Source organism: Actinomycetes bacterium (assembly GCA_036000965.1).
Lineage (GTDB): Bacteria > Actinomycetota > CALGFH01 > CALGFH01 > CALGFH01 > DASYUT01.
This window is the reverse complement of sequence record DASYUT010000332.1, coordinates 1-20809: the sequence shown is the minus strand read 5'-3', so window position 1 is coordinate 20809 and position 20809 is coordinate 1. Positions and strand designations below refer to the sequence as shown.

Below are 20809 nucleotides of genomic sequence, written 5' to 3'. Positions count from 1 at the left end.
GTACTACGACCCCGAGGCGTTCGGCCGTTTCTCCGAGGCCATCGCCCGCTTCCTGGGCACGGCCCGCTTCCTGGTCCTGCAGACCGTGGTGGTGCTCGGCTGGATCACCTGGAACGTGGTGTTCCGCCGGTCCGACCTCGCCTTCGACCCCTACCCGTTCATCCTGCTCACCCTGGCGCTGTCGCTGCAGGCGTCCTACGCCGCCCCGCTGATCCTGCTGGCCCAGAACCGCCAGGAGGAGCGGGACCGCCTGGAGCTCGAGATCGACCGGCGCACCAACATGCGCGCCCTGGCCGACACCGAGTACCTGGCCCGGGAGCTGGCCTCGATCCGGCTCGCCCTGGGCGAGATGCCGACGCGCGACTACCTGAGCGAGGAGCTGCAGCGCGTCGAGGCGGAGATCATGGAGCGCGTGGAGGAGGAGCTCAGCCAGCTGCGAGCTCGGTTGGACGAGATCGCCCGGGCGGGGGGCTGAACGCCCCACCGTCGGCCCGCTGGACCCACGGCTCGGCGTTGACGACCCGGGCCAGGTCGGGCCGCTCGCCCGGCGCCGGCCAGGCCCGCGCCAGGGCCCGGTTCAGGTTGCGGGTCGGGGACTCGCCGGCGTCGAGCACGAGCAGGTGCTGGGTGCCGTCGAGCTGGAACGTGGCCCGGATGGCGATCCCGCGGCGCCGGAGGTAGTCCTTGGCCACGGCGTACCGCTCCCGTGGCCCGGCCACGTCCGCGTGCGCGACCGGTGAGAGGTTGACGACGGCGATGAACCTCGGCATGCCGGCCTCCATGGCGTGCGCACCCTGCCCGATCGGAGCCGATCGTTGCTGTCATGCGTTGGTAAACCGCTCGACGGCCGCGGCGGTTCCCGGATGGGTCGGACGCTGGCGGACGGCCGGGACGGTGCGTCGGCTCGAGCCGCTCCCTTGAGCGCTTGCCTTGTGACAGCACGCGCTGTCGTACGGTATCCTGCCTGTCCACATGAGTTCGAGGACGCCAAGGGAGTTCGTGCTCGAGCCCCACGGGGGGTTCAACGACACCGTCCTTTGGCGTATCACCGGCAGAGCGTCCCGGCGGCGCCGGCTCGGCCTCGACAGGAACGGCGAGCCATGAGCCTCAGCTCGGTCGGGGTCGTGCATCCGGCCGTCGCTGTGGCCATGGGCGCGCTCGACGAGGCCCGGGTCGAGTGGTGCCTGCTGCGTGGCGCGGCGGAGCTCGGCGCCCCGGCCGGCGACGTCGACCTGCTCGTCGCCGCCTCCGGCGCCCACCGCCTCGGGCCGGTGCTGGGCTCGGCCGGGTACGCGCCCGTGCTCGCCTGGGGCCACGGGTCCCACCGCTTCTTCGTGGCCTACGACGAGCAGGCCGACGCCTGGGTGAAGCTGGACATCGTCAGCGAGCTCGCGTTCGGCCGCTACCAGCAGCTGCGAACCGGCGCGGCCGCGGGCTGCCTGGCCCGGCGCCGCCGGCTCGGGCCGGTGAGCGTGCTCGACCCGGACGACGAGCTCTGGTGCCTGCTGTTGCACTGCCTGCTCGACCGGGATGAGGTACCGCCGCACCATGCGCAGCGGCTCGAGGAACTCGTACCGGAGGCCGGCGTCGACGGCCCGGTCGCCCAGGCGGTCCGGCCCTACCTGCCGGCAGAGCGTGACCTGGCCTGGGTGATCGAGCAGGTCCGGCGAGCAGCATGGCCGGAACTCGTGGCCCTGGGTGGGCTGCTGCGCCACCGCTGGGCCCGCCGGCACCCGCTCGGCACGCTGGGTAGGCTGGCGGGGCATGCCGGGCTGCGGCGGCTCACCCCGCTGGCCAGGCCGGTCCTCAGACCGGGCAGAACCGTCGCCCTGCTCGGCCTGGACGGAGCGGGCAAGTCCAGCCTGGCGGTCGGCTTGCAACGCTCCTTCTACTTCCCCGCACGCTCGCTGTGCATGGCCTCCCACCGCGGGAACGGTTCCGGGCTCTCCCGGCACGTGCTCGGGCTGGGCCTGGCCGGACGGGTCCTGCGCCTGGGCGCCAAGTCGTCGGTCGCCGCCTACCACCGCGCTCGCGGGCGGCTCGTCGTCTTGGACCGGTACGCCTACAACGCCCTGCTGCCGCCCCCGGGTGGCGACGGGGTCCGGGCCAGGGTCAGCCAGTGGGCGCTCCGCCGGGTCTGCCCGGCGGCCGACGTGGCCGTCCTCCTCGACGTGCCGGAAGAGGTCGCCTTCCAGGGCAAGGGCGAGCACTCGGTGCCCTGGCTGTCTGAGCGCCTGCCCAGGCTGCAGGTCGTGGACGCAACCCGTGAGCCCGATGTGGTCCGGCGGGCGGTGACCGCGGCCGTGTGGCGCTCCTACCAGGCGGAAGGCACCGAAAGGGGCGACGTCCGCTGACGCTGCATCCAGGCCCGGCCAGCCCCGCTTCCACGCCTCCCAGCGAAGCGACCGCCGCCGGCATCCGACAGATCCGGGGCTCGAGCCTGCTCCTGGTCGGCCGGCTGCTGGCCTTGGCCATGACCTTCCTGACCCAGATCCTGATCGTCCGCTACCTGACAAAATCCGAGTACGGCGCCTTCGCCTACGCCCTCTCGCTGGTCACCCTCGGTGAATCGCTCGTCAGCCTGGGCCTGAACAGGGCTCACACCCGCTTTCTCTCGATCTACGACGAGCGGCGCGACTACGCCCGGCTGTTCGGGACGATCCTGATGGTGGCCGCGACGATCCTGTCGCTCGGTCTCACCCTGTTCCTGCTCGTCTACGGGCTGCAAGGCTGGCTGGCCGGAGTGCTCATCAGCGACACCCAGGCGATCTGGCTGCTCGTGATCCTGATCGCCCTCTCGCCCCTGCAGGCCCTCGATCAGCTGCTCATGGGCGCGTTCGCGGTGCTCGACAACCCACGGGCGATCTTCTTCCGGACCCATGTGCTCGCCCCGGTGCTGCGGCTCGGCGTCGTGCTGCTGCTGGTGTTGGGCCGGCAGCCGGTGTCGTTCCTGGCCGTCGGCTACGTGGCCACCGGGGCCGTCGGCACGCTGCTGTTCGCGCTGGTGCTGGCGCGGCTCCTGCGTGCCCGGGGCTACATGGCCCACTTCCGTCTGCGGAAGGTCGAGCTGCCGTTCCGGCCTCTGTTCGGCTTCGCGCTGCCGCTGCTCACCACCGACCTCGTGTACGTGGTCATGAACAGCTTCGACGCCGTGCTGCTCGGGCGCTACCGCGGCACCGTCGAGGTGGCCGCCTTCCGGGCCGTCCAGCCGCTCGCCAACCTCAACATTGTCGTGTTCACGAGCTTCACGCTGCTGTTCCTGCCCTTGGCGTCGCGCCTGTACGAGCGCGACGACCGGGAGGGCATCCAGGACCTGTACTGGCAGACGGCGGTCTGGATCGCGATCCTCACGTTCCCGGTCTTCGCGGTGACGTTCGCGCTGGCTGAGCCCACCACCGTGCTGCTGTTCGGCGCCAGGTACGCCGACTCGGGCACCTATCTCGCCCTGCTGGCGCTCGGCTCCTACTTCCAGGCCGCGCTCGGGTTCAACGGGCTCACGATCCAGGTGTTCGGCCGGCTGCGCTACACGGTCACCATCAACCTTGTGGCCGTCGTCTACAACGCCGCCGTCAACCTCGTGCTGATCCCCCGCTACGGCGCCTTGGGCGCGGCCGTCGGCACCTGCTCGGCCCTTGTCGTCCACAATCTGCTCAAGCAGGTCGGGCTAGGGCTGGGCACCGGGATCGCCATGTTGGACCGGCGCTACGTGCGCGTCTACCTGACGGTGGCGGCCGGCGCGCTGGCGCTCTGGGTGGTTTCCCTGCTCGTCTCGCCACCCGCGGTCGTCGGATTGGGACTCGCCGCGGTCGTCTCGGCCGGCGTGCTCGGCGTCAACCGCGGGCTGTTGCAGCTGGGGAGGGTCTTCCCGGAGATCTCGCGTCTGCCGGTCGTCGGCCCCCTCATTTCGGGCAAACAATGACAAATCTGGTTCGACCTTGCCAATAGGAATAGCTGTGCAAGAATAGCTGTCAGGATCATACGTCCGCGTGCGAGCACTGCCGCATTGTACTTGTCGCGTCAATTGTCCTGACCTCGACAAGAGGCCAGACCACTGCTCGACCGCACGTGGAGCGCGCTCAGCCACGGTCTGGGCAATCTCGGGGGGGATTTCCATGAAGAGTACGTCAGCGGGACGTATCCACCTGGTCGCGCTGCTCCTTGTGGCTACCGCGCTCGTCGTCCCACTCGGGCACCCGACCGCCGCCCAGGCGGCGGACGGTGACATCGGCTATCAGGGCCTGTCGTACACCGGCACGACGACCCCCACCGGCTCCAAGCCCGAGAGCAAGCTGTGGTGGAACGGCGGTTCGTGGTGGGCGAGCATGTTCGACAGCACGAGCCGGCACTTCTACATCTTCCGGCTGGACCGCTCGACCGAAACCTGGGTCAGCACCGGCGTCCCGCTCGACGAGCGCACCAACACCAAGGCCGACACCCTGTGGGACGGCAGCCACCTGTACGTCGCCTCCCACGTCGCCGCGGCCAGCTCGTCCACGGCCGTCTCCGGCTACCCGAGCCGCCTGTACCGCTTCAGCTACGACGCCGGGAGCGGAAGCTACTCGCTGGACGCCGGCTTCCCGGTCGCCATCAACGACGTCAAGAGCGAGACGCTGGTCATCGACAAGGACTCGACCGGCAAGCTGTGGGCCACCTGGACGCAGTTCGGCCAGGTCATGGTCAACCGGACGACCGGCGGCGACGGCACCTGGGGTACCCCGTTCGTCCTTCCGGTGACCGGCGCCACCGGGCTGGACGCCGACGACATCTCCTCGGCGGTCGCCTTCGGCGGCAACAAGGTCGGCGTGATGTGGAGCAATCAGCCCGTCTCAGCCATGTACTTCTCCATACATGACGACGGGCAGCCCGACGGCACCTGGGAGACCAGTCGCACCGCCATCCAGGGCCCGAAGAACGCCGACGACCACATCAACCTCAAGTCGCTGCAGGCTGACAGCAGCGGGCGCGTGTTCGCGGCGGTGAAGACCTCGATGGACGACCAGCCCAGCCCGCCGCAGAACGCGCCCCTCATCATGCTGCTGGTGCGCGACCCAGCCACCGGCGACTGGGCGAGCCACATGTTCGGCAGGATCGCCGACAGTCACACCCGACCGATCGTCCTGCTCGACCAGGAGCACAACCTTCTCCACATGTTCGCCACCGGTCCCTCCACCCCTGGCACGATCGCCTACAGCGGGACGATCTATGAAAAGACCTCCCCGCTGGACAACGTCTCCTTCGCCAGCGGGGTCGGCACGCCGGTGATCAGGGACGTGGCCAGCGCCGACATGAACAACGTCACCTCGACCAAGCAGAACGTGAACTCGACGACCGGCCTGGTCGTACTGGCCAGCAACGACACCACCAGCCGGTACTGGCACGCCGACGAGTCGCTGGGGACGACCGCGCCCACCGCGCCCACCGCCAGCTTCACCGCCGCGCCGACCTCGGGCGTGGCACCACTGTCGGTGGCCTTCACCGACACCTCGACCGGCCCCCCGACCTCGTGGTCCTGGGCCTTCGGCGACGGCGGCACCTCGAGCGCCCAGCACCCCACCCACACCTACACGGCCGCCGGGACCTACACGGTGAGCCTGACCGCCACCAACGCGGCCGGCAGCGACACCACCACGAGGACGGGCTACGTCACCGTGACCGAGCCCGTCGCCACGCAGACGTTCGCCCCGAGCGCCGACTCCTACGTGAACGCGGTGTCCCCGGGCAAGAACTACGGCAACTTGGACGTCCTCAAGGTCCGCCAGGGCACGGCGAGCTCGGACACGAGCTGGCGCAGCTACCTGCAGTTCAACGTCACCGGCATGACCGGCCCGGTGACGTCGGTGAAGCTCCGCCTGTACGTCACCGACAGCAGCGTCGACGGCGGTGACGTCTACGCTGTGAGCAACTCCTGGACGGAGGCCGGGCTCACCTGGAACAACGCCCCGACGATCGGCGGCACCCCGCTGGCTCGAGCGGGCGCGGTGACCACCGGCACCTGGGCCGAGATCGACCTCGGCGCGGCCGCGGTCAGCGGCGACGGGACCTACAGCTTCGCCCTGAAGAACGCCGTCACCAACAGCGCCTTCTACAACAGCCGGGAGGCCGCCAGCAACCCGCCCCAGCTCATCGTGACCCAGAGCTGATGCCCCTGGACAGCTCGGGTCGCACCGGGCCGGCGGCTGGTGCCGCCGGCCCGGGCTTGGACCTGTATCAACGGGCCAGGTCTGCGATCTTCATGCCATGCCAACCTTTCGCGTCGCCACCTGGAACATCGCCGGCGCCCGCCGGGAACGGACCGGCGAGGTCGACCTGGACGCCGTCCTGGCCGGGGTGAGGGCGCTCGGGACCGACCTGCTGTCGCTGCAGGAGGTCGACCGCGAGCTGGCCCGCAGCCACCGGGCCGACCAGCCCCGGGCGGTCGCCGAGGCGCTCGGTCCGGACTGGTACTGGTCGTATGCGCCCGCGCTGGTCGGCGACGACTACCGGCCGCTCACCGGTCCCGACCCGGGCGGGCCCGCCTACGGCAACGCGCTGCTGTCGCGGCTGCCGCTGGAGGGGGTCGAGCACCTGCGCTTCCCGCCCGCGGGCGGCGGCGAGCAGCGCACCGCGCTGCTCGCCACCATCCGGGTCGGGTCGCGCCCGCTCACCGTCGCGGCCACCCACCTGTCCAACAAGCGGGGGCACAACGTCGGCCAGCTCCGCGAGCTGCAGCGGGTGCTCGCGGCCCAGCCGGCGCCGCGCCTGCTGCTCGGCGACCTCAACCTGCCCTCGACGGTGCTCCTGCTCGCCTCGCAGCGGGGCTGGCCCGAGACCGGGCTCGGCCGCACCTGGCCCGCCTCCCGCCCCACCCAGCAGCTCGACCACGTCCTGCGCAACGACCCGGCCGGAGTGGTCCACCCCCGCGGCAGCCGGGTGGCCACCGCGCCGGTCAGCGACCACCGCGCCCTCGTGGTCGACCTCGAGGTCGCCCCCTGAGCATGCCCGGCCGCTCCCCGCGCCATGATGCGGTGACGGGACGCCGGTCGGCGGGATCCGCTCAGGCGCCCTCGAACACCGGCTTCAGCGCGAAGTAGACGCTGCGGTACTTGCGGTAGGCGTCGGCGTAGATCTCGTGACGCTCCGGATCGGGAAGGTGCTCCTCGGGCCGGTAGGCGACGAACGCGTCCACGGCCTCCGCCACGCTCGAGTGGATGCCCGATCCCACCGCCGCCAGGATCGCGGCCCCGGTCGCCGTCGTCTCCACGCTGGTCGGCACGCGGACCGGGAGGCCGGTCACGTCGGCCTTGATCTGCCGCCACAATGCTCCCTTTGCGCCGCCTCCCACGATCGTGAGCCGGCGGACCTCCAGCCCCGCGTTCCGCATGGCCTCGAGGATGTCCCGGAGGGCGTAGGCGCACCCCTCGAGCAGCGCCCGGGTCATGTGGGCCCTGGTGTGGGCGAGGGTGAGCCCGAAGAAGACCCCGCGGGCGGCCCCGTTCCACTCGGGAGCCATCGCTCCCTGCATGCACGGCAGGTACACCAGACCCTCCGCGCCTGCTGGCACCTCGGCTGCCGGGCCAGTCATCAGGTCGTAGGCGTCGCCCTCCCCGCGGGCCTCCGCGTCCCGCTCGAGCGGCGCGAACTGGTCCCGCCACCAGCGCAGGCCTCCGCCCGAGACGAACCCGGGGTTCTCGAGGAGCCAGACGTCCGGATCGGCGTGCGGGTGGCACTCGACGAGCATCGTGGGATCCTCGCGCGGCCCCGGGGAGGCGGCGCACACAGGCTCTGCGGTGCCGACCACGTCGCACACCTCTCCCGGGGCGAAGACGCCGGCACCGAGGGTGGCCGCCATCTCGTCCCCGCACCCCACCACCACGACCGTCTCGGGCGACAGGCCGGTGGCCTCGGCGAAGGCGGGCGTGACGCGCCCGACCGGCTGTGTCCCCGGGGCGAGCTCGGGAAGCATCGCCGGGTCGATGCCGGTGGCTCCCAGGACCGGTGCAGACCACGTCCGGGTCCGCGGGTCGAGGAGGGCGAGCGAGGAGGCGTTCGAGTAGTCGACGGCGAGCACCCCGGCCGCCTCGCGGAGCGCGTACGATCCCGGCGGCATGAGGTTCGCCGCCTCCGCGAACACCGCGGGCTCCTCGTCGCGGACCCACAGCGCCTTGAACACCGCGTGGGAGGAGTCCAGGTTGGCGCCCACGTGATGGTAGAAGTCCGCCCGCGAGATCTGCCCGGCGAGGGCGGCCGCCTGCGCCTCCGCCCGCCGGTCCATCCAGATCATGGCCGGCCGGACGGGACGACCGTTCCCGTCGCACACCACCATCCCGTCGAGCTGCGACCCGAACGAGAGCCCCCTCACCGCCGGCGGCCCCTCCGGCACCCTGGTCACCAGGCGCGCGATCGTGGCGTGCAGCGCCGCCGTCCAGGCGCGAGGGTCCTGCTCAGCCCAGCCGGGGTGGGGGAAGGCGACGTCGTAGCCCTCGTAGGCGGAGGCCACCAGCCTGCCGTCGGCTGTGTAGAGCGTCGCGTTGGTTCCCTGGCTGCCGATGTCACAGCCGATCACGTAGGGCCCGGTCATGGCGGGAGGTGCCCGGTCACGGACGCGGCCGTCACGACGCCTCCTCGCCCGCCTGGAGCTCCTGGAAGGCCTTGTCGGCGCTCCACCGCTCCCGGATCACCCTCGACAGGGCGCGGGTGACCGCTCTGGGCGACCGGTGCATGAAGACGTTGCGCCCCACCGAGCACCCGATGGCGCCGGCCGCCATGGCCCGCTCCATCCTCCAGAGCAGCTCCCGGTCCTCGAGGCGGGAGCCGCCGGCCAGCACCAACGGGATGCCGCTCGCGGCCTCCACCAGGCGGCCGAACGACTCCTCGTCACCGGGCCAGTTGGTCTTCACGACGTCGGCGCCGAGCTCCGCGCAGAGCCGGACGTTCCGCCGGAGGTACTCGAAGCCGTACTGCTCCTTCAGCTCCTCGACCAAGGCATAGGTGGTCGGGAACTCCGCCTCGGCGATCAGCGGCATGCCGAGCGCCGCGCACTCCCTGCCCACACCGGCCAGGGTGCGGATCATCCCCGGTTCTGCCTCTCCGCCCAGCGCCGTGAACAGGACGACGGCGTCGGCGCCCAGCCGCACAGCCTCCTCCACCAGGGCGATCTGGACCACCTCGGGCTGCCCGCCCGCCGGGTTCGCCGACGCCGAGAGCAGCAGCGCAAGCGAGGTCGTCGGCGAGAACGCCGGCTCCGCGAGACGGATCATGCCCTTGGACATCATGATCACGTTGGCCCCGCCGGCCACCGCCTCGGCGGTCCGGGTTGCGATGTCGGCGAGCGGCTCGAGGAAGGTCGGTGAGGTCATCCCGTGATCGAGGGCGCAGATCAGCGAGACCCCGGCCGGGTCGATCACCCGCTTGAGGCGCATGGACGTTCCGACCTGTGCTGTCACGTGAACCTCCTTCCGGGGCCGCGCCGGACCACCGAGAAGTCGAACGCGTCCGCGAGGTGGAACTCGTGCGAGGAGAGCACCGCGGCGCCGTCCTCGGCGTAGTCCACCTGCCAGAGGTAGAGAAGCAGCTCACCTCGGGGGACGCCCAGCCGGTCGGCGACGGCGTGGTCGGCCCGCACAGGCCGGAACCTCGCGACGCCGTGGTGGATGACGACGCCGAGGTCCCGCTCGAGCACCTCATAGATCGACCGGTGGAGCATCGCCTCGACGACCTGCGCCCGGTCGCCGACCAGCCTGCTCGGCAGGACGTCCCGGGACAGGACGACGGGCTTGCCCTCCGCGGTGCGCACCCGCTCGACGACCAGCACGTCCTGGCCGGGTTCCAGCTCCAGGCGGGCCGCCTCACCGACGGAGGCCGGCTCCACCCATTGTCGTCCCTGCGCGATCCCGGCCCGCATCCCGGCCGCGCGGATCGCCTCGGTGACGCCGAAGTTCAAGTCCAGGCTGTTCGCCACGCGGGGACGCTCGGCGACGTAGGTCCCCGAGCCCCGCCGCCGCAACAGCAGCCCCTCGTCCTCCAGCGCCCGAAGCGCCTCCCGGAGGGTGGCTCGGGACACCCGGAGCTCCGCCGCGAGGTCAGGCTCGGACGGGAGGCGGGTCCCCGCGGGGAACCTCCCCCGATCGAGCCGCTGCCTGAGCTCGTCCTGGACCGAGACCGAGCGCAGCCGCGGCCGAGCCCTCGTTCCCTGCTGTGCCGTCTGCATCCCAGTGATGAGTATATGTCAGACAACTCTGCGAGGGTCAAGACGGCACGCCCGGCCGGGCGCGGCACGGCGGCCACGCTGGCGGCACCCTGGCGGCACCCTGGCGGCCGGACCAGGCCCGCCTGGCTTGACTCGCTCCGGGCACGCCCTTACCATCCGGGGAAGGCCGACACATGTCAGACAAATTCCCCACGCGGCGGCGGCCGCGAGGGAGCAGACAAGGGGGTTGCGCCGTGGCTCAGGAGCGACGCAGAGTCGGGTCGGTGAGCTACGAGGAGGCGGGGGCCGAGTACTTCGTCAAACGACGCCTCAAGCGGCACGCGGCCTTCTGGTCGCTGTGGTCGCTTGGCGTGGCGGCCGTCATCTCCGGCGACTTCTACGGGTGGAACCTCGGGCTTGACGCCGGCGGCTTCGGGGGCCTGCTGATCGCCACGGTCTTCGTCGCGATCATGTACTACGGCCTGTGCTACAGCATCGCCGAGATGTCGCCCGCCCTGCCCCACACGGGTGGCGCCTACTCCTTCGCCCGTTCGGCGATGGGGCCCTGGGGCGGGTTCATCACCGGGCTCGCCGAGAACATGGAGTACGTGATCACCCCGGCCGTGGTGGTGGGCGCCATGGGCTTCCTCATGCACGACGTCGTCAAAGGGCTCTTCGACATCGTGGGCGAGCCCTGGTGGAACAGCCCCGTCACCTGGTGGGCGGTCTTCTACGTCGTGTTCGTGGCGATCAACATCGTGGGCATCGTGGCCACGATGCGGTTCACGGTCTTCATCAACATCCTCGCCCTGGCGATCCTGGCCTTCTTCTTCGTCTCGGTGCTCGTGTCCGGGAAGTTCGACGCGGGCCTGTGGACCAACATCAAGCCCGACGCCGGGGGGTCGACGTTCCTGCCGCACGGGATCGGAGGGATCTTCCCGGCCATCCCGTTCGCGATCTGGTTCTATCTGGCGATCGAGGAGCTGCCGCTCGCGGCGGAGGAGTCCCACGACCCTGCGCGCGACGTCCCGCGAGCGACGATCTGGGGCCTCACCACGCTGGTCGTCACCGGAGCGCTCACACTCTTCCTCAACACCGGCGTCGACGGCGGCGCGGCGAAGATCGGCGTCTCGGCCACGCCGCTGTTCGACGGGTTCAAGGGGGTCTTCGGCGACGGCACGGCGGCCGAGCTGCTCGCGCTGATCGGGCTGGTTGGGCTGATCGCGAGTTTCTTTACGATCATCTACGCCTACGGCCGCAACACTTACTCGCTGTCGCGGGCCGGCTACTTCCCGAAGTGGCTGTCGCTCACGCACAGCAAGCGCAACACCCCCCACATCGCCCTGATCGCAGGCGCAGTCGTCGGCTATGCGCTGGCCGTCCTGATCTACGAGCTGGGGAAGCGCGGCGGCCAACTGGCGGGGCAGATCGTGGGTGCGCTGCTGTACATGGCGGTGTTCGGCGCCGTCATCTCCTACTTCATGCAGTGCCTGTCGTTCGTCATGCTCCGCCGGAGACTGCCGAACATCGCCCGGCCGTACCGCAGCCCCGTCGGCGAATGGGGAGCGGGAATCGCCGGTGCCATCGCGCTCGTCTCGCTGATATCGCTGTACTCCAATGACAGCTACCGGCCGGGCGTGTACGGGACCCTGATCTACTTCGTGCTCGGCATCCTCTACTTCGCCATCGCCGGCCGGCACCGTCTGGTGCTCTCCCCAGAGGAGGAGTTCGCCGTCACCAGGGGTGAGCACGGACACCCCGAGACCGAGGGCTACGGCACCACGCACGTCACGGACATCGGAGCAGCGGGCGCGGCGGCCAAGAAGGCTCCCACCACCTGAAGCGCACGCTTCCTGCGCCGGTAGGCCGCAGCCGCAGACGAGGGCGCCTCCCCGGCCAGCCGGGGAGGCGCCTTGGCGGCGGCCGTCGGGTCCGGCGCTACCTGACGAGGATGCGGACGCAGTCGATGCCGGCGGCGAGCTTGGCCGCGCGCATCAGCGGCACCCGGTGCGACCCGTCGCCCATGGTCACACACAGCCGCTTGGGCCCGGCGGTCAGCGCGTTGACCGACACCGACACCCGCGACAGCCCCGCGCCGCCGCCGCCGTCCTCGACCGCCCTGAAGAACTCCAGCGGGGTGGTGTCGGCGTCGGGCACGCTGGCGCCGTCGCGCAGGGCCTGGACGTACAGGTGCAGGTGGCCGCGGACGATGCCGGCGGGGTCAAGGACCGACATCTCCCGGTAGTAGCCGCCCTCGGCGGCTTTGAGGAAGCGGTCGCGGACCAGGTTGCGGGTGCTGATGGTGACCTGGAACGGCTGGCCGGCGCGGGGTTGGCGGGGGAAGCGGGCGAGCAGCACCGCGGGGGTGGCGGTGGGGACCTCGCCGGCGTCGGTGGCCACGCAGCGGGGGGCCTGCTCGAAGCCGTCGTGGGGTGGCAGGGCGCTGTCGCTGCAGCTGGTGGCAAGGGTCGCGGGCGGCTGCGCCGCGGCGGTGGTGGGGGGCCCGCCAGCGGTGCTGGGCGCGGTGGTGCTGGGGGTGGGGTCGCCTGGGCTGGGGGGGCTGGTGGTGGGGGCGGCCTGGGCGGTGGTGGGGGGCGCGCCCGTGGTGGCGCTGGACCAGGCGCTGGACGAGGCGCTGGTCTGGCCGGCGGCCTTGGCCGAGGGGAGCACCTGGTAACCGGCGCTCGCCAGGGCGAGCAGGAGCAGCGCGGCGAGCAGCAGGTACGGCCAGCGCAGTCCCGGCGCCGCTCGGTGCCCGGACGGGAGGCTGGGTCGTGGCATACGTCGACCACCTTTCATGGGGGGATGCGGCCGCTCGCGGCCGCACGGCGAAAGGGTGCGTACCAGGCCGGGCCGCATGGCGGCGCGGCGCAGCTGAGGTTGACCTCTAGGACTGGAACGTCGCGACCGTGGGGGCGGCCGTTGGAACGTTGTCACTGGGGGATGACGGGTTTCAGGCTAGGTTCCCTCGCGGTGTAAGTCAAATCACCCATATCACCCTGCTGGGCAGGGAAGACGCACCCAGGAGGCCGTTTCTGGGTGGGAGGGGCGGAGCTGCGGCGTCATCGGTACTTCCCCCGAGACAGCGGGCCGGCCGGGCCTCAGGTCGAGTCGATCGTCGCGATCGTGGCCCCGGTGGGGACGGTCTGGCCCTCGGTCACGCTCAGGCCGGTGACGGTCCCCTCCTGGTGGGCGATGACGTGGTTCTCCATCTTCATCGCCTCGAGCACCACGATCGTCTGGCCGGGGGTGACCTTGTCGCCGTCGGCCACCAGGACCTTGACGATCGTGCCCTGCATGGGGGTCTGGACGACCTCCTTGCCGGGCCCGCCGGACTCGGCCCGGGCCCGCTCGAGCGCCTTGGGGGAACGCGGCGTCCGCACCCGCTCGGGGATCCTGACCGGTTCCTGCGCGAAGACGTCGACGTCGAAGCGCTTGCCCTCGAGCTCGATGACCAGGCGGCGCGGGGGCGCCTTGGCGACCTGCTCGCCCGCGGGCTCCTCGGCCGGCACGGCGGGGGTGAGCGAGGAGAGGTCCATGCCGTGCTCGACCAGCACGGTGGACACCTCGCCAGCCGCGAACGCGGGGTCGAGCATGGCGAGCCGGTGGAACGGGATGGTGGTCGGCACGCCCTCGATGACGAACTCGTCGAGGGCGCGCAGCATCCGCCGCCTGGCCTGGTCCCGGCCCTCGCCCCAGACGATGAGCTTGGCGAGCAGGGAGTCGTAGGCCTGGGGGACGGTGAAGCCGGCGCGAACGCCGGCGTCCACCCGCACGCCAGGCCCGGACGGCTCGCGCCAGGCCGTGACCGGCCCGGGCGCCGGCAGGAAGTTGCTGCCCGGGTCCTCGGCGTTGATGCGCACCTCGATCGCGTGCCCGTGGGGCCGCAGGCCGTCCCAGTGGGACGGGACGGCCTCGCCGGCGGCGACCCGGAGCTGGGCGTGGACCAGGTCGATGCCGGCGGTCAGCTCGGTGACCGGGTGCTCGACCTGGAGCCGGGTGTTCATCTCCAGGAAGTAGACGTTGCCGGTGCGCGGCTCGTAGAGGAACTCGACCGTGCCCGCGTTCTCGTAGCCGGCCGCCCGGGCGACGTCGCAGGCCGCCTTGGCCAGCGCGGCCCGCACCTCCTCGGGCAGGCCGGGCGCCGGCGCCTCCTCGACCAGCTTCTGGTGGCGGCGCTGCAGGGAGCAGTCCCGCTCGCCCAGGAACACCACCTCGCCCTGGCAGTCGGCCAGGATCTGGGCTTCCACGTGGCGCGGGGCCGCCAGGTAGCGCTCGACGTAGATCTCGGAGCGCCCGAACGCGGCCTTGGACTCCCGCTCGGCCGACTCGAGCGCGTCCGCCACCTCCTCGGGCGTGCGCACCACCTTCATGCCACGGCCGCCGCCGCCGAAGGCGGCCTTGAGCGCGAGCGGGTAGCCGTGCTCGGCCCCGAACGCGATGGCCGGGTCCGGGCCGGTCAGGGGCTCGACCGTCCCGGGCACGAGCGGCGCCTTGGCCTGCTCGGCCACCTTGCGGGCCGAAACCTTGTCGCCCATGGCCGCGATCGCGGCGGGCGGGGGACCGACCCAGCGGATCCCGGCGTCGATCACCGCCTGGGCGAAGGAGGCGTTCTCGGCCAGGAAGCCGTACCCGGGGTGGACGGCGTCGGCCCGGGCCCGCCTGGCCGTCTCCACGATGAGGTCGACGTTGAGGTAGCTCTTGGCCGGGGCGGCCTCGCCGATGTGGTACGCCTCGTCGGCCAGCTCCACGTGGAGGGCGTCCCGGTCGGCGTCGGAGTACACGGCGATGCCGGCCACGCCCAGCTCCCGGCAGGCCCGCAGGACGCGCACGGCGATCTCGCCACGGTTGGCGACCAGGACCCTCTCCACGGCTGTCTGTCCTCCTCGACGACCCGGCTGTCGGCCAAGCGTAGCTCAGCGCATCTCCCCGGAGGAATCAGGCCGAGGTGGAGCGGGCGCCTCAGGGGTCCTTGCCCCAGGTCGAGCGCAGGCTGTGACTCCAGCGGCTGCCCGGCTCGTAGGCGCGGATCCCGAGCCCGGGCCGGACGTTGGTGGCCCAGGGACGCAGCTCGCGGTCGCGGTCCCTGGCCACCAGCCGGTCGATGGCCAGGGCGAGCACCGCCGACTCGTCGCGTTCCAGGGCCCCCTTGACGACCCGGAAGCGCAGGCCGTCCGGGGTGCGCAGCACCTCGATGTCGCCCTCCCGGGCCTCGTGCGCGGTCACAGTGGGATGTTGCCGTGCTTGCGGGGCGGGCGCAGCTCACGCTTGGTCATGCACATCTCGAGCGCGGTGCAGAGCCGCTGGCGCGTCACCTGCGGCTCGATGACCTCGTCGACGTAGCCGCGCTCGGCCGCGATGAAGGGGTTGGCGAAGCGCTCGGTGTACTCGGCGACCAGCTCGTCCCGGCGGGCGGCGGGGTCGTCGGCCTTCTCGAGCTCGCGCCGGAAGACGATGTTGACCGCGCCCTGGGGGCCCATCACCGCGATCTCCGCGGTGGGCCAGGCGTAGTTGACGTCGGCCCGCAGCGGCTTGGACGCCATGACGTCGTAGGCGCCCCCGTACGCCTTGCGGGTGATCACGGTGATCTTGGGCACCGTCGCCTCGGCGTAGGCGTACAGCAGCTTGGCCCCGTGCCGGATGATGCCGCCCCACTCCTGGCTCGTCCCCGGCATGAACCCGGGCACGTCCACGAAGCTCACGATCGGGATGTTGAAGGCGTCGCAGAAGCGCACGAAACGGGCGCTCTTGATCGAGGCGTTGATGTCGAGCACCCCGGCCAGGTGCAGCGGCTGGTTGCCGACCACGCCGACCGGCCGCCCGTTCAGGCGGGCGAAGCCGATCACGATCGACTCGGCCCACGCCTGCTGGACCTCGAGGAACTCGCCGTCGTCGACCACCCGCTTGACCACCTCGCGGATGTCGTAGGGCTGGTTGGGGTTGTCGGGGATCAGGTCGATGAGGCTCGGGTCCTCGCGCCGCGGGTCGTCGCTGGGCTGCCGCCGGGGCGGGTCCTCCATGTTGTTCAGGGGCAGGTAGCCAAGCAGCGAGCGGGCCAGGTCGAAGCACTCGTCCTCGTCCTCGGCGGCGAAGTGGGCGGTGCCCGACTTGGTGGCATGGGTGATCGCCCCGCCGAGCTCCTCGAAGGTGACGTCCTCGCCGGTCACGGTCTTCACGACCTCGGGACCGGTGATGAACATGTAGGAGGTCTCCTTCACCATGAGGATGAAGTCGGTGATGGCGGGGGAGTAGACCGCACCGCCTGCCGACGGGCCCATGATCAGCGAGAGCTGGGGCACCACCCCGGACGCCTGCACGTTGCGCCAGAAGATCTCGGCATAGCCGGAGAGCGCGACCACGCCCTCCTGGATGCGGGCGCCGCCCGAGTCGTTGATGCCGATGCAGGGCACGCCCATCTTCACCGACAGGTCCTGGACCTTGCAGATCTTCTCGGCCATGACCTCGCCGAGCGACCCCCCGAACACCGTGAAGTCCTGGCTGAACACGCACACCCGGCGGCCGGCCACGGTGCCGTAGCCGGTGACCACGCCGTCGCCCGGGATCTTCTTGCTGTCCATCCCGAACGCGGACGCGCGGTGCACCGCGAACATGTCCAGCTCGATGAAGGAGCCCGGGTCGAGGAAGGCGTCGATGCGCTCCCTGGCGGTCAGCTTGCCCTTGTCGTGCTGGACCTCGACCGCCGCCTTGGTGCCGGCGTGGAGCGCCCGCTCCCTGCGGTTGCGGAGCTCGTCGATCCGCTCCTTCATCGTCTTCGGCTTCACTGGCGGCACGTGAACCTCCCGGCAGGTGCGGTCCCGGCGCTCGCCGAGCCGATGGTCCACTGTGCATTGTATGAACAGCCCTGCCTGGGGGGTAACCTTCCCGACCGGTGAGGCCGTATCGAGCGGAGGAATGGGGACCTGTGACACGCGCATCGGGCCCGGCGGGCGCCGGGGAGGGGCTGGGCGGGTACCGTGACCGCGTCCGCCGGGCGCTCCCCGCCTTCTTCGAGCCGCTCGAGGTCGCCGCGGTCCTGCCGAGCACCATGCTCCGGGCCGCCGAGCTGGCGGCCCGGGGTGCCCCGGAGGGCGCGACAGTCGTGACCGACGTCCAGACCGCCGGTCGGGGACGCCTGGACCGGACCTGGTCCGCCCCGCCAGGCACCTCGCTGCTGCTGACCGTGGTGCTGCGGCCCCCCCTGGCCGGCACCGAGGCCTGGCTGGCCACTGCCGCGGCCGGCGTCGCCCTGGTCGACGCGGTCCGTGAGGTGCTGGCCGGGCCCGCCGCCGTCCGTGAGGTGCTAGGCGGGCCCGCCGCCGGCGGTGAGGTGCTGGGCGGCCCCGCCGCCGGTGGGGGGGCGCCGGCCCGAGCGGCCCGGGGGCCTTGGGCGGTGCCGGCGGTCGGGCTGAAGTGGCCGAACGACCTGCTGGTGGGCGGCCGGAAGACCGCCGGCCTGCTGGCCGAGGCGCGGGTGGCCGGCGGCCGGCTGGAGTGGGTCCTGCTCGGCATGGGGGTGAACGTCGGGCAGGGGCCCGACGGCTTCCCGCCCGAGCTGGCCGGCCAGGCAACCAGCGTCGCCCTGGCCGCGGGCGCCCCGGTCGACCGGGCCGCCCTGCTGCGGGCCTGGGCCGGGCCGTTCCTCGCCCGCTACGCCGCGCTCGCGGCCGGCGACACCGCCCGGGTGCTGGCCGACTACCACGACCGGCTGGACACCCTCGGGCGCGAGGTGCGGGCCGACCTGCTCGGGGGCGGCCCGGTCACCGGCACCGCGGTCGCGCTCGGCCCCAGCGGGAGCCTGGTCGTCCGGACCCCTGCCGGCCGCCGCGTCGAAGTCGCCGCCGGCGACGTCCAGCACCTGCGGGCCGGGCCCCCGCGCGGCTCCTGACTTCCCCCGAACGTCTGCCTAGTCGACCCCCGAAGGTCTGCCCAGTCGACGCCTCGCCGGAATAGGCGTCGCCGCAGCAGCCTGGATGCCCTGGGAGGGCGGCTCAGGAGCAGCCCTCTGGGTAGTTCACCTCGGGGAGCCTGCCCGCGTGGAAATACATGACCGTCTTGCCGTCGCTTGCGAACACGATGCGGTAGCCGGCGCGCTCGTGGTCGGCGGGGACGACCGTGAGCAGGCGCGTCCCGTAAAGGTTCTGGCCGACGCTGACGCGGCCCGGGTAGGCCTGGCGGACCTCGGGCTCGGTACTGCCGATGCGGACACCGGCCGACGTCGGGGTGCTGCCGGACTGGACGTCCACCCGGGCGATCCGGCCGCTGCTGACCATGAACGCCACTGGATCGACAACCATGTCACCGACGCGCACCTTCCAACCCGTGGGTACCACGTAGGAGCAGTCGCCGGACGTGTCGCCCAGCCCGACGAGCCGCACGCCGCCCGCGCGCTCGGCCTGCTGGACGGTCATGCCGAACTCGACTGGGCCCATCCCGGTCGGGGTCACCGCACTGGCCGGCGTCAGCCGCCCGGACGGGGCTGGTGCGGAGCTAGGTGGTGCGGTGCCAGGGCCGGGGGTCGCCGTGCCGGGCGTGCTGGTCGGCCCGCCCGACGGTCGGCTGGGCAGCGTCGCGGGGTGGGGCTGGCCGGCCACGCCGGTGTCCCAGAGCCCGCTCACGCGGCCAGTCAACACGGCAGCACCGCCGCCAGCCAGCGCGACCAGCAGCACAACGGCGGTCGTGGCAGCCGCCAGAGCACGGTAGCCCCGGCGCCGCAGCTCGGCCGGGCGGGGGGCCGGGCGGCGCGGCTGGCCGCCCTCGTCGGCGTAGGCGAGCAGGCACGCCCGCAGCTCATCGTCATGCATGGTGCAGCTCCTCTCGTTCCTCGCCGAGCTGGCGGGCGAGTGCCGTGCGACCACGGGCCAGGCGGCTCTTGACCGTGCCCGTGGGGATGCCGAGCTGCCTGGCCGTCTCCTCAACCGAGAGCTGCACGACGTAGTACAAGACGAGGACCTCGCGGTGGCGCTGCGGCAGGCGGCGCATGGCCGTGGCCACCGCTGTGGCGTCGGGCGACAGCTCGGGCACGTCGCCGACGGGCCCGGTTCGCACCAGGGCGGCGAGCGCCCGCCGGCTGCGGCGCAGGTTGCTGCGCGCCCGGTTGAGCGCCACCCGCCGCACCCAGGCCTGCGGGTCGTCGTAGGTACAGATCCGCGGCCAGCGCACGGCCGCCCGCGCGAAGGCCTCCTGCACAACGTCCTCGGCCTCGCCCACGTCGCCGACAACGGCGAACAGCTGGCGCACCAGGCGGGGATAGGTCGCGGCGAAGAACCGCTCAAAGTCGTCGTCGGTCGCCACCAGTACCTCCTGCCCACCAGCTTCGCCCATCCACCCGCGACACGCCGCCCGCCGGGAACCGGTTCCTCCCCACATGGTCACGATTCGGCGACGTCGCCGCGCAGGTCCGGGAACCCTCGCCCGCCTGCCGCCATCCGCGCAGTGGCTCAGCCGAGACGGAAGATCTTCACGATCAGCGGGGTGTCGGCGATCGTATGGGGCGCGATGGCGTGATAGGCCCAGACGTGGACCCAGGCGTTGCCGGTGCGCAGGGTCAGGACCGTCTTGATCATGCCCGGGCCGAGGTACTGCAGGAACAGGAAGATCACCGACAAGGCCACCGCGCCCGGGGTGGTGAAGACCTGCCACCCGTCGAAGCAGTGCAGCAGCGTGTAGGTGACGCCGCCGAGGATCACCGTGGTGGCCGTCGACCCGGTGAGTCTGCGGTAGCGCGGGACCAGCACGCACTGGACGAAGATCATCGTGGGCAGGACCGTGCCGACGAAGTACACCGCGAACGACAGCGGCGCGCCCAGCGCCAGCTGCCGGACGCTCAGGTCGAAGATCGCCGAGCTCAGCCCGAGCAGCTCCACCACGCACTCGATCAGCAGCACCACCACGATGACGAGCACATCGTTGCGCAGGTCGGTGGACTTCAGGTTCAGCTGCGTCGCGGAGTACCGGCGGCGGAAGTACAGGTAGGGCGCCACCGCGAAGACGGCGAAGTTGTAGGCCGCCCAGACCCCCACCTCGAGCGGCGTCACCGGCTCGTCGGTGCCGTACAAGGTGCCGGTGAGGTGGAAGCTGATCGGGTGGAAGCCCAGGGCGGTGCCGAGGACGAAGCCGCCGACAAGGCCGCCGATCCCGTACCCCACCAGCGACAGCGTCTCCTGCAGGGCGGCCGCGCGCTGGGGTGCCCGGGCGGCGAGGTCGGGCACCACCCGCCTGCGGGTCAGCGCGAACACCACCGCCATCAGGGCGAGGACCTCGACGATGGCGACGTTGGGAGCCAGCACCTGGGTCACGAACGGTGCGCCGTGCAGCCCGGGACGGTGAAACGGCAGGTGGCCCCGCGCGATGAGCACGACCGCCACGTTCGCGGCCAGCCAGGCGATGACGGTGATCCGCACGCTTGGCTCGGCGAGCAGCCGGGCGAGCCAGGATCCGGCTTCGCGGGCCGGCGGCGCTGCCTGCGGTGGCCCGGTGCCTGCTTGCTGGTCTACCTCATCATCCTCCATGGGACGCCCCTCAGCCGCTGACCGGTGCTCGATCCGCGCCGACGCTATACCCGCCGCCCTCCGCCCGGAAGGCGCACCCAGCCTCCGGCCAGCCCTGGGAAGCGTACTGCCGGGCCTGGGCGAAGGAAGAGGGGTT

Annotated in this window: 18 protein-coding genes; 7 read left to right on the top strand and 11 right to left on the bottom strand. The window is 71.9% G+C overall.

The window, feature by feature from the left end:
• Window positions 1–475, top strand: a 475-nt coding sequence (locus tag VG276_30115) for a DUF1003 domain-containing protein (protein ID HEV8653540.1), incomplete at its 5' end; no start/stop codon positions are given.
• Here the strand turns inward: VG276_30115 and VG276_30110 are convergent.
• Window positions 426–770: a hypothetical protein gene (locus VG276_30110; GenBank protein ID HEV8653539.1), complete on the bottom strand. Its 345-nt coding sequence runs from the start codon at window positions 768–770 to the stop codon at window positions 426–428. The two genes, VG276_30115 and VG276_30110, sit on opposite strands and share 50 nt — an antisense overlap.
• Window positions 771–1100: 330 nt before the next feature.
• Here VG276_30110 and VG276_30105 point away from each other — a divergent pair, with 330 nt between their 5' ends.
• From VG276_30105 to VG276_30090, 4 genes are all read left to right on the top strand, one after another.
• Window positions 1101–2354 (top strand): hypothetical protein, encoded by a 1254-nt coding sequence (locus tag VG276_30105; protein HEV8653538.1) that lies wholly within the window; start codon window positions 1101–1103, stop codon window positions 2352–2354.
• Window positions 2306–3919, top strand: coding sequence for an oligosaccharide flippase family protein (locus VG276_30100; GenBank protein HEV8653537.1), 1614 nt, complete (start codon window positions 2306–2308; stop codon window positions 3917–3919). The genes VG276_30105 and VG276_30100 overlap by 49 nt, the downstream gene beginning before the upstream one ends.
• A gap of 193 nt (window positions 3920–4112) precedes the next feature.
• Window positions 4113–6140, top strand: coding sequence for a DNRLRE domain-containing protein (locus VG276_30095; GenBank protein ID HEV8653536.1), 2028 nt, complete (start codon window positions 4113–4115; stop codon window positions 6138–6140).
• 97 nt (window positions 6141–6237) lie between these two features.
• Window positions 6238–6972 (top strand): endonuclease/exonuclease/phosphatase family protein, encoded by a 735-nt coding sequence (locus tag VG276_30090; protein HEV8653535.1) that lies wholly within the window; start codon window positions 6238–6240, stop codon window positions 6970–6972.
• A 61-nt stretch (window positions 6973–7033) separates the two neighbouring features.
• On the opposite strand, the gene VG276_30085 is transcribed toward VG276_30090, so the two are convergent.
• From VG276_30085 to VG276_30075, 3 genes are read right to left on the bottom strand one after another with little or no spacing between them, the layout of a single operon-like run.
• Window positions 7034–8557: an FGGY family carbohydrate kinase gene (locus tag VG276_30085; GenBank protein HEV8653534.1), complete on the bottom strand. Its 1524-nt coding sequence runs from the start codon at window positions 8555–8557 to the stop codon at window positions 7034–7036.
• 31 nt (window positions 8558–8588) lie between these two features.
• Window positions 8589–9422: a hypothetical protein gene (locus tag VG276_30080; protein ID HEV8653533.1), complete on the bottom strand. Its 834-nt coding sequence runs from the start codon at window positions 9420–9422 to the stop codon at window positions 8589–8591.
• On the bottom strand, window positions 9419–10186 hold the full coding sequence (locus VG276_30075; GenBank protein HEV8653532.1) for a GntR family transcriptional regulator: 768 nt from the start codon (window positions 10184–10186) through the stop codon (window positions 9419–9421). Before VG276_30075 ends, VG276_30080 begins: the two co-directional genes overlap by 4 nt.
• Before the next feature lie 263 nt (window positions 10187–10449).
• Here VG276_30075 and VG276_30070 point away from each other — a divergent pair, with 263 nt between their 5' ends.
• On the top strand, window positions 10450–12006 hold the full coding sequence (locus VG276_30070) for an amino acid permease (protein HEV8653531.1): 1557 nt from the start codon (window positions 10450–10452) through the stop codon (window positions 12004–12006).
• A gap of 97 nt (window positions 12007–12103) precedes the next feature.
• Here VG276_30070 and VG276_30065 read toward each other — a convergent pair whose 3' ends face one another.
• The 4 genes from VG276_30065 to VG276_30050 all read right to left on the bottom strand — a co-directional run bounded on the left by VG276_30065 (window position 12104) and on the right by VG276_30050 (window position 16932).
• On the bottom strand, window positions 12104–12946 hold the full coding sequence (locus VG276_30065) for a hypothetical protein (GenBank protein ID HEV8653530.1): 843 nt from the start codon (window positions 12944–12946) through the stop codon (window positions 12104–12106).
• A gap of 320 nt (window positions 12947–13266) precedes the next feature.
• Entirely contained in the window at window positions 13267–15036 is a 1770-nt protein-coding gene (locus VG276_30060) for an acetyl-CoA carboxylase biotin carboxylase subunit (protein HEV8653529.1), read from the bottom strand.
• 91 nt (window positions 15037–15127) lie between these two features.
• Window positions 15128–15391, bottom strand: a complete 264-nt coding sequence (locus tag VG276_30055) for a hypothetical protein (GenBank protein ID HEV8653528.1) — start codon at window positions 15389–15391, stop codon at window positions 15128–15130.
• The gene (locus tag VG276_30050; protein ID HEV8653527.1) at window positions 15388–16932 is read right to left on the bottom strand and encodes an acyl-CoA carboxylase subunit beta; all 1545 of its coding nucleotides are present in this window, start codon (window positions 16930–16932) and stop codon (window positions 15388–15390) included. The genes VG276_30055 and VG276_30050 overlap by 4 nt, the downstream gene beginning before the upstream one ends.
• 155 nt (window positions 16933–17087) lie before the next feature.
• Between VG276_30050 and VG276_30045 the strand changes: the two genes are divergently transcribed.
• Complete coding sequence (locus VG276_30045; GenBank protein HEV8653526.1) at window positions 17088–18050, top strand: biotin--[acetyl-CoA-carboxylase] ligase; 963 nt, start codon at window positions 17088–17090, stop codon at window positions 18048–18050.
• Window positions 18051–18153: 103 nt separating this feature from the next.
• On the opposite strand, the gene VG276_30040 is transcribed toward VG276_30045, so the two are convergent.
• The 3 genes from VG276_30040 to VG276_30030 all read right to left on the bottom strand — a co-directional run bounded on the left by VG276_30040 (window position 18154) and on the right by VG276_30030 (window position 20673).
• Window positions 18154–18966, bottom strand: coding sequence for a hypothetical protein (locus tag VG276_30040; protein HEV8653525.1), 813 nt, complete (start codon window positions 18964–18966; stop codon window positions 18154–18156).
• Window positions 18959–19456 carry a SigE family RNA polymerase sigma factor gene (locus VG276_30035; GenBank protein ID HEV8653524.1) on the bottom strand — a complete coding sequence of 166 codons (498 nt, stop codon included), beginning with the start codon at window positions 19454–19456 and terminating at the stop codon, window positions 18959–18961. The genes VG276_30040 and VG276_30035 overlap by 8 nt, the downstream gene beginning before the upstream one ends.
• Window positions 19457–19602: 146 nt before the next feature.
• The gene (locus VG276_30030) at window positions 19603–20673 is read right to left on the bottom strand and encodes a hypothetical protein (GenBank protein HEV8653523.1); all 1071 of its coding nucleotides are present in this window, start codon (window positions 20671–20673) and stop codon (window positions 19603–19605) included.
• Between the last annotated feature and the right edge of the window lie 136 nt (window positions 20674–20809).

What these genes read in the sequence shown, in the direction of transcription:
- VG276_30065 (HEV8653530.1), bottom strand. Translation starts at nt 12,946, where the DNA reads ATGCCACGACCCAGCCTCCCGTCCGGGCACCGAGCGGCGCCGGGACTG.
- VG276_30030 (HEV8653523.1), bottom strand. Translation starts at nt 20,673, where the DNA reads ATGGAGGATGATGAGGTAGACCAGCAAGCAGGCACCGGGCCACCGCAG.
- VG276_30085 (HEV8653534.1), bottom strand. Translation starts at nt 8,557, where the DNA reads ATGACCGGGCCCTACGTGATCGGCTGTGACATCGGCAGCCAGGGAACC.
- VG276_30075 (HEV8653532.1), bottom strand. Translation starts at nt 10,186, where the DNA reads ATGCAGACGGCACAGCAGGGAACGAGGGCTCGGCCGCGGCTGCGCTCG.
- VG276_30050 (HEV8653527.1), bottom strand. Translation starts at nt 16,932, where the DNA reads ATGAAGGAGCGGATCGACGAGCTCCGCAACCGCAGGGAGCGGGCGCTC.
- VG276_30095 (HEV8653536.1), top strand. Translation starts at nt 4,113, where the DNA reads ATGAAGAGTACGTCAGCGGGACGTATCCACCTGGTCGCGCTGCTCCTT.
- VG276_30040 (HEV8653525.1), bottom strand. Translation starts at nt 18,966, where the DNA reads ATGCATGACGATGAGCTGCGGGCGTGCCTGCTCGCCTACGCCGACGAG.
- VG276_30105 (HEV8653538.1), top strand. Translation starts at nt 1,101, where the DNA reads ATGAGCCTCAGCTCGGTCGGGGTCGTGCATCCGGCCGTCGCTGTGGCC.
- VG276_30090 (HEV8653535.1), top strand. Translation starts at nt 6,238, where the DNA reads ATGCCAACCTTTCGCGTCGCCACCTGGAACATCGCCGGCGCCCGCCGG.
- VG276_30110 (HEV8653539.1), bottom strand. Translation starts at nt 770, where the DNA reads ATGCCGAGGTTCATCGCCGTCGTCAACCTCTCACCGGTCGCGCACGCG.